This window comes from Bradyrhizobium sp. (assembly GCF_035570375.1).
Classification (GTDB): Bacteria; Pseudomonadota; Alphaproteobacteria; order Rhizobiales; family Xanthobacteraceae; genus Bradyrhizobium.
In genome coordinates this window covers 1-18,055 of sequence record NZ_DATMLW010000185.1, presented here as the reverse complement: position 1 = coordinate 18,055, position 18,055 = coordinate 1, and the positions used below count along the sequence as shown (strand labels likewise).

The following is an 18,055-nucleotide window of genomic DNA, read 5'->3' as shown; positions in this document are numbered from 1 at the left end:
CCAGGAGCAGACCAATCCAATGGCCGCGGACAACAACAGCCAACGTCAGAGCCCAGATGACAAAAAAGGGCACCGCTGTGATCATCAGCTCGAAAATGCCGCGCGCGTTATTGGGTTGGCGATAACGGGCAAGCAGCTGTGGCAACGCGCGGGTTTCTGGGGGGCCTTGAACCATGTCTAGACTGCCAGAGATTGCAACGCGCAAACAGCGCTAATCTTGCCCTCAATACGGGTATTAATAGCCGCCGCCGTAGTAGCGTGGCCCGCCGTAGTAGCCCTGCCCGCCGTAGTAGCCGGGCCCGCCGTAGTAGCCGGGCCCATAGGCCCCATAGGCCCCTAAGGCGGCGGCTCCAGCCGCAGCACCCAAGATGCCAAGGCCAATTGCGGCCCCCGGATTGCCGTAATAGGCGCGACCACGATAGTAGCGGCGATAGTAGCGGACGTCAGTCACGTCAGACGACTGAGCCGCTTGTTTCAAAATAGCCATGCTCGAGACTGGAGCAGCCCCCGAAGGGGGCACCGATCCGAGCATCACCACACCGACGACCGCGACGGCGACCGCCCATTTTGTCGTCTGCTTGTTCATAACCGTATCCTCTCGTTCTTGGAGACCTTAAGCGGATAATGAGGGCGTAGAGAATGCGACGAGATGGCAGCCGTCGCTAAGAGAAGCTTATTCATGGCCTGACCAATTCTTACGTGTCCAACATCACCGCGCGAAATCGCAGATGTTGCGGCCAATCGCGTTTCCGTGATTGCGCGCAGCCAACATCTCCCGACTTGAACATGCACCTCCGAACCCCGGAGTCGCTGATCAATCTTGACCAGTCTCTAAAATAAATAGGGAGCGGCTGGCTTAGTTGCGCCAACGGAAGCGTAATCGTGCAAACCGCACTAACCGGAGAAACCCGCCTGGCCGGCAGGAGTGACGTGCATAATCTACACAATGCCCGCATCGGCTTGAGGAAGGTTCGGAAAATTGCGGGGGACTTCGCGCGGGGTACCTCCATGATGAGACCCAGACAGTAGCGCGGGCGTATGGGGCGGTCTGTACGCCGGACTTCTTCGGTTACAACGCCGATCGCAAGCTCAAGTACCGCGGCCGGCTCGACGAAGGACGTACAACTCCGCCCCGCGCAGGGGCGCCCCGAGAGCTTGTCGAGGCCATGCGTGTCATTGCGACTACCGGTGTGGCGCCGGCTGATCAGAAGGCGCCTGTTGGCTGCTCGATCAAATGGAAGGACGAATAAGGCCGAGACCTTGTCACGGGCTCGCCTCTTCAATAGACAAAATTGCGCGGATCACTTCTCCTCGCGCGATTTGTCCAAACGGGAGGCCCAATTTCGTCTTCTTGGCGATTCGGCTGTTCAGCACGTGATCGACACGAATCCTGGTGGGCTCGATGGTGCTGGGAAGGAGACAAGCTTAGCCTTTCTCAGGAAATGGCTGACGTATGGCCGAACGGGCGCGAATGACCCAACTGCGTCGACGCCCCATCCACGCTGGTCGCTCGCGCCGACGAGGTCATCGAGTAGCAGTGGGATTGATGTCCGGGTTTGGCACTTTTCGGAAGTGATCCGACTGACCGACGATGTCCGTTCACGGGGCAAAAGCGGAAGTCTCTGTTGAACAACCCAAGGTCCGTTGATGACCCAATGCCGACGAATACACGGCGACGACTGGCGTCGGCTCTGAAGGTTAAGCGGACGAGGTGGCGCGGCAGTTCGCGTTCTATTTGCATGCCTCGACGGGACTAATCACGCCGCTGAACCGCATCTTGCACCCAATACGTCCCGCCCGCCCGAAGGGGCCATGCATTCGCCGAGTCGGAAAATGCAGATGCGCCGACCTAACGCTGGGCTTTCCCCAGTTTGGGGAATTCTGAACCCTCGGCTTCCGACTTGATGCCGGTGGACGGCGTGGGACGTTTCTGTTCAAGGACGGGTCCTTCATTGCCCTCGAACAGTATGCGCTGTGCCGCGCCTTCGAGATCGTCGTATTGCCCACTCCTCAGGGTCCACATGAACGAGGCCAGGCCAACCAGCGCCATCCCGATCGCAATCGGAATCAGAAAGAAGAAATCGATCATGGGACCATTCCCGCAGCGCCGAGCGCCGTCGCAATTTTTTGCTGGGCGCCGCCGGGCACCGAAACATCGGTCCGACGCAGCCCGTCACGCAGCGTCCGGCTAGAAGGCAGGAGCTCCTCGGTCGAGGTGCCTACTTCATCGAAACACAGTCCGGCACCGGGTGCGCAGCAACTCATGGGATCGGCTCCATTTCGCAACCGCGGAGCCACGCTACGCGGCAGCCGGTTGCACGGCGCGATAAGCGTGCCAGGTGGCATGTCCGAGCAGCGGATAGATCACAGTTAGTCCGAGCATGCCTGTCGCAAGGCTCGCCAGGAATAGCAACAGCACGATCGCCGCCCAGATCAGCAGGACGCGCAGGTTGTTCCATACCAGCGCCATGCTGCTGCCCATCGCGGTGAAAGCATCGACGTCCTCGTTGAGCAGCATGGGAATCGAAAAGGCGCTAATCCCGAACGAGAACGCCGCAAACAATCCTCCGACCGCGGTCCCCACTGCGAGCATCGCCCAGCCGGTCCGTGTGGTGAAGAGCATCGGCGCGATATGATTGAGACCCGGGAACGGCAATAGGCCGAAGAACAGCGCGTAAATGATAACGGCGGCTCGCATCCACACCATCATCAATAAGCAGAGCAGCACGCCGGTGAACAGGATCTGGCCACCCGAGCGGGGCCTGACGAAAAAGAGGTTGCGCCACTGCAAGGGTCGACCGGCCTCGATGCGGCGGCTCTTTTCATACAGCCCAACGGCCAGGATCGGGCCAACCACCATGAAGCCGGCGAAAGCCGGAAACAGGATGTAGTCGCGCCCCAGTGCGATGAGGCTGCCGACAAAGCCGACCGAGATCAGGAAGATGAGCACGCCGTAAACGATGCTCATCGCCGGCTGCGTCATTAAATCTCGCCAACCCTTGGCGAGCCACAGTAACGGATCGCCGTCCGTCAGCGACCGGGTCCATCGATTGGGGATTGGAAGGGGCGATGCGACCGGAGGGATCACCGGCATGGCGTTTCTCCCTGCTTAGGAATGACCCGCATTGACCGCCGTCGGCGGTGAACACGACGACTCCGCGGCGCTGAACAGCCCGCGCGTGGCATCGCCTTCGCCTTGCTTCAGATGCGTGAGGCAGGCAGGCTGCGACATGGTCGCGACATAGATCAGATGGGCATTGGCGGTGATAAAAACGGCGGCGGCAACAGCGAGCAGGATCCAGAGGCTGATCACTGGTCTCGCGCGTTGTCGCTTATCAGACATGCCGAGCTCGTTCATGGTGTCGGCGTCCGCTTGTCGAGCAGATAGAGCGTGAGGATCTTGCGATCGAGTTCGGACAGGCGGCCTTCCCAGGTCGGCATGAGGCCCTGCCGGCCGTCCCATATCGTGGTGTCGATGGTCTCTAGGTCGCCGCCATAGATCCAGAACTTGTCGGTCAGATTGGGCGCGCCGAGTTCGGGATTGCCCTTGGCGTCATCGCCATGACAAGAGACGCAGTTGGCGGCGAAGATCTTCTTGCCGGCCTCCGCATTCTGAAAATCGACGGTTTTCGCGTTCGGGTGCGAGAGCGAATAGACGTAAGAGGCCGCTTTCAGGACGTCGGCTTCCGGCAGCATCTGGTCGCGTCCGAACGCCGGCATCTGCGACACATGGGTATCCTTGTGCGTGGAATTGATGCCGACGCGGATGGTATTGAAGATGTCTTCCGGCTTGCCGCCCCAGAGCCAGGATGATGTCGTCAGGTTCGGAAAGCCGGGGCCGCCTTTGGCATCGTGGCCATGACAGGCCGCGCAATTGTCGCCGAACAAGGTGCGGCCGTCCTCGCGCACGATTGCCATCATTTTCGGATCGGACTGGACCGCGGCAAAGCTTTCGGTCTCGATCTTCTTGGTCCAGACGCTGCGATCGGCAGCCGCTTCGCGCAGCGACGCCGCAACGACGTTGCGTTGATCGATGCCAAGGAGGCCCTTGGTGTAGGTCACCCCCAAAGGCCAGGCCGGCATCAGCACCCAGTAGCCGACGGAAAACAGGAAAGCGAGCATCAGGAAGAAATAGACCACGCGCGGGACCGGCGTGTTCAATTCCTTGATCCCGTTCCATTCATGGCCAGTCGTGAGATAGCCGGTGTAGCTATCACGGTCCTGCTGCTCTACCGCCATGGCTTATCCTCGTCGTCAAGGATGGACTGAGCGGCGCGATCAAATCTCTGCTTGTTGGAGGGCCAGTAAGCGTAGACCAGAACCGCGGCCGACAGCGCGATCAGGTAGAACAGGCCGAACGATTTGGAGATGGCGACGAGGAAGTCGTGTGCGACGTTCATTGGACCGCTCCTGCCTGTGCCATCGGTTTGGAGGCCGCGTCGGTAAGTCGACCGAGAACCTGCAAATAGGCGACCAGCGCATCCATTTCTGTCAATCGATCGGCCTGCCCGTCGAACGCCCGGACCGTGGTCGCCTTGCCGTAGCGGTTGGTCACGCCCGCGGCCAGCGGTGAGTCAGGATTGGCCTGGCCGTACGCGTCAAGCGACGCGTTGGCGATCATATCGTCAGTATAGGGCACGCCGACCGCACGCTGCGCCTTCAGGTGAAGGGGAAGGTCGTCAGTGCGCAATTCGGTGGCCAACAGCCAATCATAGGCGGGCATGACCGACGCCGGCACCACGTCGCGAGGATTGATGAGATGAGCGACGTGCCATTGGTCGGAATATTTTTCTCCGATCCGCGCGAGATCCGGCCCGGTTCGCTTGGAGCCCCACAGCATCGGGTGATCGTATTTGGATTCCACCGCGAGCGAGTAGGGGCCGTAACGATCGACCTCGTCGCGCAGCGTGCGGATCATCTGTGAATGGCAGGCATAGCAGCCTTCGCGGATGTAGATATTGCGGCCGGCGAGCTCGAGCGGCGTGTAGAGCCGCATGTCGGGTGCGTCCTCGACCGTCTGCTGGATGGTGAACAGCGGCGCGATCTCGACCAGGCCGCCGATGCTCGCCACAACGATGATCCCAAGGACAAGGCCGATCGCCTTGCGTTCCAGCCGATAGTGAAATCCGAATATCGACATGACGGTCTACTCCGCCGGCTGCGCGGCAAGCTTTGGCTCCGGCAGGTCGCCCGCTTGAGCCGCCGCCGGGCTCGGTATCTTGATGGTCATCCAGATGTTGTAGGCGCCGATGCAGGCGCCGATCAGGAACAACAGTCCGCCGATGGCGCGGGCAATGTAGTAGGGATGCATCGCGATCAGGGAATCGAGGAAGGAAAAAGCGAGCGTCCCGCTCTCATTATAGGTCCGCCACATCAGCCCCTGGATGATGCCGGAATTCCACATCGCGAAGACGTAGATCACGGTCCCCGACAGCGCGAGCCAGAAATGCGCTTCGACGAGTCTCGCCGAGTACAGGCTCCGTTGCTTCCAGAGCCAGGGCACGGACGCGTAGATCGAGCCGAAGGTGATCAGCGCAACCCAGCCCAGGGCGCCGGCATGAACGTGGCCGATGGTCCAGTCGGTATAGTGCGAGAGCGAATTGACCGTGCGGATCGCCATGAACGATCCCTCGAACGTGGTCAGGCCATAGAACACCGCGGCGACCATCATGAAGCGCAGCGTGGCGTCGTCACGGACCTTGTGCCAGGCGCCGTTAAGCGTCAATAGCGCGTTGCCGGCGGAAGCCCAGGACGGCACCAGCAGCATCAGCGAGAAGGTCATGCCGAGCGTCTGCACCCACTGCGGCAGCGCCGTGTAGTGCAGGTGATGCGACCCCGCCCACATATAGAGAAAGGTGATGCCCCAGAACGAGATGATCGACAGCCGGTAGGAGAAGATCGGCCGGCCCGATTGCACGGGCAGGAAGTAATACATCATGCCGAGGAAGCCGGCGGTCAGGAAGAACGCCACCGCATTGTGGCCGTACCACCATTGAGTCATAGCGTCCTGGACGCCGGAAAACGCGGAATAGCTCTTGGCGTGGCCGAGGGAGACAGGGACGGCGAGGTTGTTGACGATGTGCAGGATTGCCACGACCAGGATGAAGGCCATGTAGTACCAGTTCGCGACGTAGATGTGCGGTTCCTTGCGGCGCGCCAGTGTCCGCAGATAGATCAGGAAATACACCACCCAGACGACCACCAGCCAGATGTCCGCGTACCATTCAGGCTCCGCATATTCCTTCGATTGGGTAATTCCCATCATGTAGCCGGTGACGGCGAGCAGGCAGAACAGGTTGTAGCCAATCAGCACGAACCAGGGGCTTAGCTGGTCGGGCAGCCGCGCCCGCGAGGTTCGCTGCAGCACGTAGAGCGAGGTTGCGATCAGCCCGTTGCCGCCGAAGCCGAAGATGACGGATGTGGTGTGGACGGGGCGGATCCGGCCAAAGCTCGACCAGCCGCCGCCAAAGGTCAGGTCTGGATAGACCAGTTGCCACGCCACCCAGTCGCCGACCGCAAGCCCGAACACGGCCCAGGCCATTGCCAGGACGATGCCAGCCTTGCTGGGATCGTCGTAATACCGGGCAAATCGCTCATCCGACGGCTCCGGCGAGTAATAATGTCTGCCGACGAGGAAGATCGTGAGCACGCCGGCGATAAAGATCAGCGCTCCGTGAATGCCGATTGGATCGTCGCGCCCTGCCAAGCCAAGCACCAGTCCGCAGATTGCGACCACAAGGCTGATGAGAACCGCGTATTGTCGCTCTTTCCGAGTGAGTTGGGCAATCATGGGGCGCCTGCGCGAGCTGAGGAACGCAATTGCATTCGCTTTGATCCCGTGCGGTGGTGAACCCGAGATAATCAAAACGCGCGAAGATCGTGTTCCATTATAGAGCGTTTTGGCTCGCATTCGGCAACCCGAAGAGGGCGCTGGTGTTGATCTAAATCAAGTTGGCGGGGTCGCCCTCGATAAAGACCTCGTGCTAGCGCAGGTGGCAAGAGACAGGACGATAGCGGCCAAGGAGAGAATGGCGCTCGCCGACGAAATGATCAAATAGGAGGTGCAATTGCTGCCCTGCATGAGTCCGCAGTTGGGCCCAAGGCAGACATGGCGCGATGTCCGACTTGAGTCCGTTATGCGGGTTGCCGGCTCAACCGGTCGACGCAACACAGGCGTTAAATCTCTCTGCTGGGCAGCAGCCATCCTTCTTCGGGCAACCGAACCAGATTTACGCGCCGGTTGGATTGAAAACAGGGGAAGTGCGTTGTCGCGCAATCCGAACCCCGCGCTCTTTCAGGTCGCGCAATTCTACAAACATCATTGCGGTCATCAATGCGTCATTGAAGGCATCGTGCTGAGTGAGGGCGGGGATTTTCAGGTCTCGTTGGATAGCGGAAAACGAGAGATCGATCGCCGCACCAGGCGGAGCGTCGCTGTATTTGCGATCGTAGTACAGCCTCGAGACCTCGATACGTTTGTTGGGCAACTCGATCCCAACCAGGGGAAGGATGTACTTGTTCAGCATCGCAATATCAAAATCGACGTAGTAACCGACCAGAGGACGTGCGCCGATGAAATGCAGAAAGCCCGGTATCACCCGCCAGACAATCGGCGCCTGTTCGACATCGGATCGACGCAGTCGATGGATCTTGATTGCTTCTGCCCGCATGTCGGAGTCGGGATGGGCGACCGCTTCGAAACATTCGCTCGTCAATATCCGGTTGCCGTGGATCTTGATCGCCGCAATTGCGACAATATCGTCGGTCCGCACCTTGAGCCCGGTCGTCTCACAATCTATCGCGACGACCTCGTCTGCCGGCGCTCGCTTGAACATGAAGCGGTACGATTGGTCGCTGATCGTGGCCTGATGGAGCAAGCGCTTAATCGCACGAGGAAGCATTTTAGAACGTGCCAAGTTTAAAGTGGTGGCGAACGATATCGCGAAACTCTTTGACCACGTGGAGTGCGTCGCGCAGGAGCTGACGCTCCATGCTTGATAGCTGCGCTGGCCTCACGAGGGTGCCTGACGCGCCGGCCGCTGCGGCCAGCTGTCCGTCGAGACGGAGCATCAGCAAGAACCGGAAAGCCTGGCTCAAGTCATTTGTAAACTCGGTCTTCAACACTCCGAGATCACGCAATCGCGCGATGCGCTTGTCGGTAGACCTCTCAAGTATGCCATGCGCAATGGCCATGCTGCGAACGCCATGTACGATTGGGAATATGCCACCCTTCTTCAGGTCAAGGGCATCGCCTGCGCCTTCAGAGGTAACCAAGTTGTTAAATAGACCGATCGGCGTGTCGAATGCGTCGATAGCCCGCGCGAAGTGTGCCAGGAAAGCTTGTTCACCCCGGATCAAGTCGACAAGCGCCGTCTTGGCTTTGTCCAGCAACTGCCCATTACCCGCAACCGCTTGCGCATCGTAGATAATCGCCACATTCATATGGGCGGTCTCATCGGGCAGTGCGATCCAACGTCGGAAATCCGCGAGATATTCAAGGAGCGGCTTGGACCATGCCGGATTACGCACCATCACGTTGCCGGGACAGGGCGGAAAACCAAAGCTCTCGAGAGCACCCGAGAACTCCCTCCGGAAAGCATCGAGCGTTTCGCCTTCGACCGGGCCCGCCAGGATAATGCCGTTATCCTGGTCGGTCCGCATGATCTGTTCGCCGCGTCCTTCACTGCCCATGACGATAAGGCAGCTCGTAGTGCGCAGCTCGGCCGGCGCGACCATTTCGAAAAGCCTGGACAGCAGGCGCCGGTTGAGGTCCGAAACGATCTCTTCAATTACCTCGACCTTCACGCCTTGGCGTCGAAGCACCCGCGTTTGTGCTTCGATTTCGCGCGAGGCGACCACCAAATCCTCTTGGCTTGAGGCGCGATCGATGCGGCCCGCCACTATCTGTGCGCTGCCGGCCAAGAAACCCAAGAGGTCGATCTCCTCGAGAATCCCGACGAACCGCTCGTCATCCCGTACCGCGAGGCGCCGCTTGTTGCATTTCGTCATGAGCAACAGCGCTGAGAACACGAAATCGTCGAGCCGTACCGACACGATATCAAAATTTGTAAGATCGCGCACCGACATCTGGATCGATTGACGTCGCAAAACAGTTGCTTTGGACAGGCTCATCCCCGTAATGATACCGATACGCTCGCCGTCGCGTACGAACAGAGCATTGCTGTTGACCTCGCGCATCACGTGACCAGCAGTTTCAATGGTGTCATTTACAGCCACGAACGTGGGGGGATGTAGATAGAGTTCGGCGACCTTGGCGTACATCAACGAACCATAGCGCCGCGTCTCCTCATCGCGCGCAAGTTCGTCCAGCTTTTGCGAGATTTCGCGGTAAAAGAACGCAGCAAAACGGGGGTTGGTCTGAATTAGTTTGAGCGTAACGGTTTTTGGAATGACATAGCAAAGCGTCTCCTCGCGAGCGACGAACGCATGCCCGCCCTGGCCGTGGACGAGGGCGCGGCTGTCGAAGCTGTCGTTTGGACCGAGGAGTGCTAGCAAACCTGCTTCGTCCCGCTCCTCGACTGTGCCCTTGATGACGACGTAGAAAGCATTCGCAAGAACGTCTTGGGCTATGATTGCTTCGTTCGGACGAAAGTAGGCAATATCGAGCGACGCCCGCAACGTCTCGGCTTCGTTCGGCGTTAGACGATCGAAAGGCGGATTGTTGAGGTCGAATGCCTTAGGCATGTTGAAGCTTTCAAAGGCATATGCGGCCTATGAGCGAAAGGCTACCCTCTAGCGAACGGTAATGCACCGTTCACTTTGCCACGCTGTTGCGTGGCAATCCACCTATCGGCTTGCGGGTCTCGACAAGCTCACCATTCCCCGCTTATCCCTCGAAACGGCGTCGAACCCCAAAGCCGCGTTTCTAATGTGCCGTGGCGGCAGAAGCGCCGATACCAGTCTGGCATCGGACATACTGAGCGTCAAAGCCGTCCCGGTCGATTGCAGCACGTCTACTCCGATCCAAGATGGAAAACAGCCAAATGCCGGCAAACGCGAGAGCCATCGAGAATAGGGCTGGATTGTCCAGCTTCACTGGTGCCGAGCCTTTCGCAAAACCTAGTGTAACTTCCCAGACTGCTGGAGAGAGAACGACGCCAACAACCGCGCTGATAAGACCCAGGAATCCGCCGATCAGCGCGCCTCGCGTTGTTAAGCCCCTCCAGAAGATCGACACTACAAGCACCGGAAAATTGCACGACGCAGCGATGGCGAAAGCGAGGCCGACCATAAAGGCGACGTTTTGGTTCTCGAAAACGATTCCAAGAAAGATTGCCAAGACACCCAGAACCAATGTCGCAATCTTTGAGACGCGGATTTCGTCCTGCTCGTTTGCATTCCCGCCCTTGATCACCATGCCGTAGAGGTCATGGCTAATGGAGGATGCGCCGGCAAGTGCCAAACCCGATACCACGGCCAGAATGGTGGCAAAGGCCACGGCAGAAATGAATCCAAGAAACAGGTTGCCGCCGACCGCGTCCGCCAGATGGATAGCGGCCATATTGGAGCCGCCCTTAATTGCGGCGATTCCACTCTTGGTCTTTTCCAAGATTGAGCTGTCCAGAAACGCGGGATCGGTGGACACGAGGGTGATTGCGCCGAACCCAATGATGAAGGTCAGGATATAGAAATAACCAATGAAGCCCGTCGCGTAAAATACTGATTTGCGCGCGGCCTGTGCATCCTTCACTGTGAAAAAACGCATAAGGATATGCGGAAGGCCGGCAGTACCGAACATCAGAGCAAGGCCCAGCGAAATCGCCGACAGTGGGTTGGAAATCAGGCTGCCCGGTTCCATGATCGCGGTCTTTTTAGGATGCACCTCAGTTGCCTTAGCGAAGAGTGCTTCCGGGCTGAATCCATACTTGTAGAGAACGGCTCCGGCCATAAATGTTGCGCCCGAAAGCAACAATGCCGCTTTGATGATCTGCACCCAGGTCGTCGCTTTCATTCCACCAAAGGTCACATAGATCATCATCAGTCCGCCGACCAGGACGACCGCAATCCAGTAATCCAGGCCAAACAGCAGTTGAATCAGCTTCCCGGCGCCAACCATCTGGGCGATCAGGTAGAACGCAACGGTGACGAGCGAGCCGCATGCCGCCAGGATGCGGATGTCGGTCTGCCCGAGCCTAAATGAAGTCACATCGGCAAACGTGAACTTGCCGAGATTGCGCAGTTGTTCAGCAATCAAAAACGTGACGATCGGCCAGCCCACGAGCCAACCGACCGAGTAGATCAAGCCATCGTAACCGGAGGTGTAGACGAGGCCCGAGATGCCGAGGAACGAGGCTGCCGACATGTAGTCGCCGGCGATCGCGAGTCCGTTCTGGAAGCCGGTGATTCCGCCGCCGGCCGAGTAGAAGTCCGCGGCCGACGCGGTCCGCTTGGCCGCCCAATATGTGATCACCAGCGTCAGGGAGACGAACCCGATGAACATGCTAATAGCCGACCAGTTGGTGGCCTGCTTGGCTCCGCTGTCGATGGTGCCTGCGGCGAGCGCAAGCGTCGGCACGCCTACCAGCATGATTGCCAGTAGCCAGAAAAGCTTCCTCATGAGCGGTTTTCCTCAACAATCTTGCGGATCAGCACGTCGTAGCTGGAATTCGCCTTTCTTACGTAGATACCGGTCAGCACGAACGCGAGCACGATGACAGCCAACCCGATCGGAATCCCGATCGTCGTCACGCCGGTACCGATTCGCGTTCCCAGAAACTTGGGCGCGTAGGCCACGAGCAGGATGAAGCCGAAATAAATGACCAGCATGATCAACGACAGCATCCAACCTAGCGACGAACGGCGGCGTACGAGCTCCTGATAGTTCGGATCTCGTTCGATCTTTGTGAGGCTGTTCAACATCACGGACCCTTGGACTTCTTCCTGTCGACTATCAGCCCCGCTTAGCGGGCCAGTACCTGCTTCTGTATCGCCTGCAACAGGGATGCCGTTGACGCAGATCAAGTTTGATCCCGATTCCTGCGAGGTCCGTGAGGTGTATAGATTGCTCACGCCATCGGCCAGCGATTGCCAGACCCGGCGCGCCAGCGGAGGCCTGAGCATCGAGGACGCTGCGCGGACGACGGTCAAACGGACTGTGCCCGGAGCCTTCACGGCCAGCGAAACATTCGACGTGAGCGTCGATCTTGGCTCGCCAGTGTCGCTGGATTATTTCGACCGGTGACCTTTTGCGTTCGACGGGAAGACAACTACCGTCGAGGTGCAGCTAAAATAGAAGGCTTCCTGCTACTCCGTTGTAACCTTCCCGGTTAGGTGACGAAACCGCGAGACTCAATGTCCGGAAAAGCCCTAGCCGCCGGGTGAGAATTCGGCCGCAGCTTGATTTGATCCCGATCGAACCCCGCCATCTGCCTCCCAGATTGTCTCGTTACTTTCGATGAAACGCGGATGCGCGCGCCGTTCCGTATCTCGCCAATTCCAGCACTTCTTCCCAAAAGGATTGGAAAATTTAATGAGCGTGGTCGAGTTGCATGCCGAAGTTCTATTCCGGCTTCTTCGCGTAGACCATGCACCAACCCTCAGGCGAGACGGTTCCATCGACGGTCTTGCAGGAGGAGGGGGGTTCGAACTGCGCGCAATTGTCACAACGCTGCTCCCCCTTCGGGGTGTCCTGATACTTGACGGCCTTCTGCGACGCTTTCGCTGCCTGCGCGGGCGTCGATGCGCCAACCATGGCCGTCACGCCAGCGACTGTCCCGGCCGCTCCGGCAGCGACGGTCAACACCTGGCGGCGAGAAATTTTGCTTGAATCTTTCATCGTCACTGTCCTGCTTTGTTAAATGAATGAATAGTCCAACGACGCAGGCCACCGCCTTGATCTAGAACAATCGGCGGCGCCGATCGAGCGGACGCTACAGGCGCAGGCTCCCGAAGCGGGTCATTCGAGATAGCTGAGATAGGCGGCGACCGCCTTGATCTGCGCGTCGTTGAGGCTATGCGCAATCGGCTGCATGATCGCCGAGCTGTCTGGTTTTGCCTTGTCCTGCCCCCGTTCCTTGTCCCAGTTCGTCAGCTTTCTATAGATGTAATCGTGAAGCTGGCCGGCGAGACGCGGAAATGCGTCGCGGCCTTTGGCGTCATCCCCATGGCAGGAAGCGCAGGGCGGGATATCGGATTTCGGGATTCCTTCCTGATAGATCTTCTTGCCCTCGGCGACGTTGTCCCTTGGCGCCCCGCCGAGCGGTTTCGGGTCGAGGTCCTTGAACTGATCGGCGAGCGCTTTCTCCATCTGCGGGTTAAGCACGTGCGCGACATTGAACATCACCGGATTGTTGCGTCTGCGCTCGATGAAGGCATCGAGCTGGTTGACGAGATATTCCGGCTGTTGTCCGGCAAGCCGCGGCATCGGATACGATCCCCGAAAACCCTGGCCCGAGAGGCCGTGGCAGGTCTTGCAATAATCGACCTTGGCTTTAAGCTCCTGAGGCGAAAAGTCGGCCTTGCCCTTGTTCTTGTCCTGCGCGTGCGCCGCCGCGGAGGTTGCGACGCCGAATATCGCTACCAGTAGTACAGTAGAAATTCGCATTTGCCCGCCCCTTTGATAATCGCCAACGTTACGCCGTGGCGGGTAGTCTGATCCAGTTCAATTTTTCCGCCTCCGTTTGATCCGGATCAATTAGAGTTCCGCGAATCTGGTTCATAAAGTCACCGACTCGGCAGAAGATGGGGGACAAACCGTCGATATTGCCAGTTTCTTGATCTCGGCGAGCGGCGAAATATTGCGTTTCGACGCGCGTTGGTTTGTTGCGCTGCAACCATTGTTGCACAAAAGCCTCGCCTGCGATGAATCTGATTCGCCCGCATCTATTACCTTGGCGGCGCTTCGCGTTGATGGACTATCGTTACTCCCGTAAGCGGCTTTCGAGTCGGGTTCGTGTCTTGGCACGAAGCGCTGAAGGAAGCGGGATAGCGCGCGATGCGGGGCGATGTCGGTCGTATCATTCGATTAATCGGTAGAGGTGCGATATTCGCTGTGATGGCGGCTTTTGCCGTCGCCGCAATTCTGCTGACGATCGAGCAGACGTCGCCGGCGCAAGCGCTTCCGAGTTTCGCGCGCCAGACCGGTCAGCCCTGCGGCACCTGCCACACCGATTTTCCCGCGCTTACTCCATTCGGCCGGCGCTTCAAATTGCTCGGTTACACCACCGGCGGCGGACCGTTCCGCACGACGCCGTGGTCGTCGCAGGGCGGAAGAGATGCGCGCGCCGAATACGACAAGATGATGGGCTATGTGAAGACGCTGCCTACTGCTCCGGCACCCAGCGATGCCGACAAGGAGTATGTTCCGCCGATTTCCATGATGGCGGTCGTCGGCCTCACGCATACGCAGGCGAACCTGGGTGACCTGATCGGCGCCCCGCCGGACCCGTACAGCCAGAACAACAATGTCGTGCTGTCGCCATTCAGCGCATTCTGGGGCGGCGCGATCACCGACAATATCGGCGCCTTCGCGCAAGTGACCTACAACGCAATTGGCCCTGGCCCCTCGGGCGATCCATTCGACCGCCATACCTGGACCTGGGACAATACCGACGTCCGCTATGCCAACACGGCCCATTTCGGTCCGCTCGACATCGTCTACGGCATCACCGCCAACAACAATCCGACCGTGCAGGATTTGTGGAACACCACGCCAGCCTGGAGCTTCCCATACGCGGTGTCGAACGTTTTTGGCCCGCAAAACCCAGGGACGACCATTGAGGGGGCCTTTGCCGCGCATGTTGCCGGTGTCGGCGCCTACACCATGATCAACGATCTGCTTTACCTCGAGTTCACCGGCTACAAAACGCTTCCGTTCAACACGCAGAACAATCTGGGCACGGACCCCTTCGGCGCCCCCGGTCAGCTCGGCAATATCGCGCCTTATTGGCGTGTCGCGATCGAGCCGCACTGGGGCAGGAACACGTTCATGCTCGGCGCGTTCGGGGGGCAATTCAATGTCCATCCCTTTGTAGATACCAGCTTTCAAAGCTTCTCCTCTGCGGTGTTTCCGCAAAGTGACGTGTTCACCGACTACGGATTCGACACGCAATATCAATACCAGGGCGACAATTGGTGGCTGACGCTGCGCGGCAGCTACATCCGCGAGTTTCAACGGTTCGATGCGAGCTTTATCAATGGTCTGGGCCCGACGAATCCAACTGACCTGCTCAACACTCTTAAGCTGCAGGCGTCATTTGCTTACGGCGCCGACAACAGGGTCGTCTTCACCGCGCAATATTTCAATGCGTGGGGCACCGCCGATGCCGGGCTGTTCGGCACCGATCCTGTGACCGGCGTCCCTCTGACGCCAGCCACCAGCGGGTGGACAACCGAGATCGCCTACATCCCGTTCAGCGCCAGCAAGATGGTCGGATGGCCGTGGTTCAACGCCAGGATCGGCCTGCAATACACCTTCTACAACAAGCTCAACGGCACCTCGGTCGGTGCCTCGAACAACAACACCCTGTTCCTCCATGCATGGTTTGCGATGTAGGCGGATCCGTCCGCATACGGAGATGGTCTGATGAGAAAAAATCCTTTTGCACAAGCCGCAGCGCTTCTAGTGATGCTGACGGGAAGCGCGGTTGCAGCCGACCTGCCGGTGAAGGCGGAGCCGGTCGCTCCGCGATTTTCCTGGACCGGCTGTTATCTCGGCGCACATGTCGGCGGCGGCAGGGGCAGCAAGGACATGACCGATCCGGTGGCGCTCGTTCAGGATACGCTAAGCGGCACCCCGGTAACCGCTGGCATCACCACCGTGACCACGAATCCGACCGGCGCTGTGATCGGTGGCGAGATCGGCTGTGACTATCAGTTCGCCGGCAACGCCGTCATCGGCATCGAAGGTACCGCCTCCGGCACGACCATGAGAGGGAGCGCGTTCGTCGGCCTTCCGGCCGGCTTTACCGGCGAATCTGCGCTGGTGCAGTCGACCAACGACTTTCTTGCGAGCGTGACCGGGCGAGTCGGCTATGCCTTCGACACCGTTCTGCTTTACGGCAGGGGCGGCTTTGCCGTGGCCGGAGACAAATACGATGTCAGCGGCGGCGATTTTGCTGGTAGCGGGCCATTTCACTTCCAGGGCGCGGACAATCGCTACGGCTGGATCGTCGGCGGCGGCGTGGATTGGGCATTCACGCCTCATTGGTCCATGAACGTCGAATATGATTTTTACCACTTCGGCAACGGCGGCATTCTGATGACCGACCAGTTCAGCGGCCTCACGGGCGTTGTGAACGTGAAGCAGACCGTTCAGGTCATCAAGGTTGGATTCAATTTTCACATTAACGGATCGGGCTGGTGATGATCGCAAGCCGTTTGGTTGAGGCGGCCGCGAAGTGCGAAGGCGAGGGGGCCTTGTTGTGAGGGTAATTGGCTTGAAGCTCGTGTTGCAGATCGCCGTTCTGGCGGCGGCCTTAGCATCGAGCGCTCGCGCCCAGGAAAGGATGGGGCCCGCGAGGGTCGGTGGGCTGGAGGCCAAGCTCGAATATTGCAAGACCTGTCATGGGCTGTCGGGCCAGGGTTATCTCGGCTGGTTTCCAATGCCGCGGCTTGCCGGACAGCAGCCCGAATATATCGAGGCGCAGTTGAAAGCCTTCATCGAGCGCCGGCGAGCGAACCCCGTCATGCGTAACGTCGCGCATGTGCTGAGCCCGTCGATGATCTCGGCTTTGGCTAATCATTTCCAGCATCTCAATCCGCCGCCGTTCGGCGGCGCGCCACGCGGATCGATCGCGACGGGGAAGAAGATCTACGAAGAAGGTCTGCCCGAATCCAACGTTCCCGCCTGCTCGGCCTGTCACGGCCCGGACGGTCACGGCCAGAATGAAATTCCGCGGCTGGCCGGTCAGGTCTATCCGTACATGGTCGGTCAGTTGTCGGGCTGGGCGAAAGAGAGAGGCCAAGGGACTTCGGTCGACACTTCCGCGATCATGGCGCCGACGGCGCATAATCTGACACGGTCGCAGATTGAAGCAGTCGCGGCCTATGTGAGTTATCTGCATTGAAAGCAGGCCAGTCTGATACGCCGACACATCGGCGAGTGCATGAGGTGCGAAAGCTTGGGGTCATGAAGCGCATCGGGTTAAAAACAGCATCGCTGGCGATTTTCGCCTTCGCGCTCTCCACGCTCTCCTGTTGGGCCGGAGAGATCGCCGCGGTGCGCAATTGCACTTGGTGTCACGGAACCGGCGCGCAAGGCTACACCGTGGCGCCGCGGCTTGCCGGACAAAGGCCGCAATACATCCTGAGTCAGATCCGGAGTTTCCACGAGCACACGCGCGACAATCCGTTCTCGATACAATACATGTGGGGCGCGGTCGCCTCGCTGGGTCCGTATACGGCGCGCGATCTCGCCAACTATTTCGCCTCGATTCCGCCCAGGCCCGCCAACGACGGCAACGGCGCTTGGGCCGCACGGGGACGCACGATCTATATGGAGGGAATCCCCGAGGCCAACATCGTGTCCTGCTATGCCTGTCACGGTCCCAATGCGGAAGGCATCAGGGACATTCCGCGTCTCGGTGGGCTCGCCTATTTCTACATCAAAGCACGCCTCGAACAGTGGGGCCAGGGATACCACTCGACACCGGGGTCGCCGATGCCGTTGGTTGCGACCCATCTGGGTGCGGAGGAAGTCGAGGCGCTCGCATCATATCTGAGCTTCGTGAAATAGCGGTATGCGCTGCAACTCCTCGCGGCCTTATACAATTGCTGCGCATCGGTCCGCGTCGCTGCCCGTCTGCTTATATCTAAATCTACGGACGGTTAGGGCCCTCTCGTAGCAGCGGTATATTGAGAGTGAACTTGGGAGGACGATCTCTCATGCTGTGGCTATGCGCGGGTGAGTTCCAAGGCTCAGGACCATCACCAGCCCACGGTACTGAGGCCGAACGGCCGCTAAGGGCCTTGGGCGCTGGCGTCATCCGAACTCTTGTCTGAACCAACCTTATCCGCTGCGGGCTTGTCGGTGGTAGCGGTATCAGCAGCAGGCTTGCCAGCAGCAGTGCTTTCGTCGGTAACGTCACGCCACCCG

The 18,055-nt window shown here is 59.2% G+C and carries 21 protein-coding genes and 1 pseudogene; 7 read left to right on the top strand and 15 right to left on the bottom strand.

Annotated elements, in window-relative coordinates:
• Nucleotides 1-181 (top strand): hypothetical protein (locus VNX23_RS19790; RefSeq protein ID WP_325632735.1); only part of this gene is annotated, 181 nt, incomplete at its 5' end.
• Between the two features lie 54 nt (nt 182-235).
• Here VNX23_RS19790 and VNX23_RS19785 read toward each other — a convergent pair.
• Entirely contained in the window at nt 236-451 is a 216-nt protein-coding gene (locus VNX23_RS19785; RefSeq protein WP_325632733.1) for a hypothetical protein, read from the bottom strand.
• Between the two features lie 550 nt (nt 452-1,001).
• Between VNX23_RS19785 and VNX23_RS19780 the strand changes: the two are divergent.
• A pseudogene (locus VNX23_RS19780) lies at nt 1,002-1,250 on the top strand (thioredoxin family protein); the annotation flags it as partial.
• Between the two features lie 599 nt (nt 1,251-1,849).
• Here the strand turns inward: VNX23_RS19780 and ccoS are convergent.
• From ccoS to VNX23_RS19720, 12 genes are all read right to left on the bottom strand, one after another.
• Nucleotides 1,850-2,089, bottom strand: a complete 240-nt coding sequence (ccoS, locus tag VNX23_RS19775) for a cbb3-type cytochrome oxidase assembly protein CcoS (protein ID WP_325632731.1) — start codon at nt 2,087-2,089, stop codon at nt 1,850-1,852.
• Nucleotides 2,086-2,265, bottom strand: a complete 180-nt coding sequence (locus tag VNX23_RS19770; RefSeq protein ID WP_325632729.1) for a hypothetical protein — start codon at nt 2,263-2,265, stop codon at nt 2,086-2,088. Before VNX23_RS19770 ends, ccoS begins: the two co-directional genes overlap by 4 nt.
• 34 nt (nt 2,266-2,299) lie before the next feature.
• The gene (locus VNX23_RS19765) at nt 2,300-3,094 is read right to left on the bottom strand and encodes a DUF2189 domain-containing protein (protein ID WP_325632728.1); all 795 of its coding nucleotides are present in this window, start codon (nt 3,092-3,094) and stop codon (nt 2,300-2,302) included.
• Nucleotides 3,095-3,109: 15 nt separating this feature from the next.
• The gene (locus VNX23_RS19760; protein ID WP_325632726.1) at nt 3,110-3,343 is read right to left on the bottom strand and encodes a hypothetical protein; all 234 of its coding nucleotides are present in this window, start codon (nt 3,341-3,343) and stop codon (nt 3,110-3,112) included.
• A gap of 11 nt (nt 3,344-3,354) precedes the next feature.
• Entirely contained in the window at nt 3,355-4,239 is an 885-nt protein-coding gene (gene ccoP, locus VNX23_RS19755; RefSeq protein ID WP_325632725.1) for a cytochrome-c oxidase, cbb3-type subunit III, read from the bottom strand.
• Nucleotides 4,230-4,400, bottom strand: a complete 171-nt coding sequence (locus VNX23_RS19750) for a cbb3-type cytochrome c oxidase subunit 3 (protein WP_325632724.1) — start codon at nt 4,398-4,400, stop codon at nt 4,230-4,232. The genes ccoP and VNX23_RS19750 overlap by 10 nt, the downstream gene beginning before the upstream one ends.
• Nucleotides 4,397-5,140, bottom strand: a complete 744-nt coding sequence (gene ccoO / locus VNX23_RS19745; RefSeq protein ID WP_325632722.1) for a cytochrome-c oxidase, cbb3-type subunit II — start codon at nt 5,138-5,140, stop codon at nt 4,397-4,399. Before ccoO ends, VNX23_RS19750 begins: the two co-directional genes overlap by 4 nt.
• Before the next feature lie 6 nt (nt 5,141-5,146).
• Nucleotides 5,147-6,790 (bottom strand): cytochrome-c oxidase, cbb3-type subunit I, encoded by a 1,644-nt coding sequence (gene ccoN / locus VNX23_RS19740; protein WP_325632720.1) that lies wholly within the window; start codon nt 6,788-6,790, stop codon nt 5,147-5,149.
• A 439-nt stretch (nt 6,791-7,229) separates the two neighbouring features.
• A complete protein-coding gene (locus VNX23_RS19735; RefSeq protein WP_325632719.1) occupies nt 7,230-7,901 on the bottom strand; it encodes a 3'-5' exonuclease in 672 nt (223 codons plus the stop codon).
• A 1-nt stretch (nt 7,902) separates the two neighbouring features.
• Nucleotides 7,903-9,705 (bottom strand): putative nucleotidyltransferase substrate binding domain-containing protein, encoded by a 1,803-nt coding sequence (locus tag VNX23_RS19730; protein ID WP_325632717.1) that lies wholly within the window; start codon nt 9,703-9,705, stop codon nt 7,903-7,905.
• Between the two features lie 181 nt (nt 9,706-9,886).
• A complete protein-coding gene (locus VNX23_RS19725) occupies nt 9,887-11,578 on the bottom strand; it encodes a cation acetate symporter (protein WP_325632715.1) in 1,692 nt (563 codons plus the stop codon).
• Complete coding sequence (locus VNX23_RS19720) at nt 11,575-11,880, bottom strand: DUF485 domain-containing protein (RefSeq protein WP_349256121.1); 306 nt, start codon at nt 11,878-11,880, stop codon at nt 11,575-11,577. Before VNX23_RS19720 ends, VNX23_RS19725 begins: the two co-directional genes overlap by 4 nt.
• An 88-nt stretch (nt 11,881-11,968) precedes the next feature.
• On the opposite strand from VNX23_RS19720, the gene VNX23_RS19715 reads away from it, so the two are divergent.
• A complete protein-coding gene (locus VNX23_RS19715; RefSeq protein WP_325632712.1) occupies nt 11,969-12,202 on the top strand; it encodes a hypothetical protein in 234 nt (77 codons plus the stop codon).
• A 318-nt stretch (nt 12,203-12,520) separates the two neighbouring features.
• On the opposite strand, the gene VNX23_RS19710 is transcribed toward VNX23_RS19715, so the two are convergent.
• Nucleotides 12,521-12,796 (bottom strand): high-potential iron-sulfur protein, encoded by a 276-nt coding sequence (locus VNX23_RS19710; RefSeq protein WP_325632738.1) that lies wholly within the window; start codon nt 12,794-12,796, stop codon nt 12,521-12,523.
• A 120-nt stretch (nt 12,797-12,916) separates the two neighbouring features.
• Complete coding sequence (locus tag VNX23_RS19705; RefSeq protein WP_325632711.1) at nt 12,917-13,564, bottom strand: c-type cytochrome; 648 nt, start codon at nt 13,562-13,564, stop codon at nt 12,917-12,919.
• 450 nt (nt 13,565-14,014) lie between these two features.
• Between VNX23_RS19705 and VNX23_RS19700 the strand changes: the two genes are divergently transcribed.
• From VNX23_RS19700 to VNX23_RS19685, 4 genes are all read left to right on the top strand, one after another.
• Complete coding sequence (locus VNX23_RS19700; protein WP_325632709.1) at nt 14,015-15,514, top strand: cytochrome C; 1,500 nt, start codon at nt 14,015-14,017, stop codon at nt 15,512-15,514.
• Between the two features lie 30 nt (nt 15,515-15,544).
• On the top strand, nt 15,545-16,324 hold the full coding sequence (locus VNX23_RS19695; protein ID WP_325632708.1) for an outer membrane protein: 780 nt from the start codon (nt 15,545-15,547) through the stop codon (nt 16,322-16,324).
• Between the two features lie 82 nt (nt 16,325-16,406).
• On the top strand, nt 16,407-17,027 hold the full coding sequence (locus tag VNX23_RS19690) for a c-type cytochrome (RefSeq protein WP_325632736.1): 621 nt from the start codon (nt 16,407-16,409) through the stop codon (nt 17,025-17,027).
• A 44-nt stretch (nt 17,028-17,071) separates the two neighbouring features.
• Complete coding sequence (locus VNX23_RS19685) at nt 17,072-17,695, top strand: c-type cytochrome (protein WP_325632707.1); 624 nt, start codon at nt 17,072-17,074, stop codon at nt 17,693-17,695.
• The last annotated feature ends 360 nt before the right edge of the window (nt 17,696-18,055 follow it).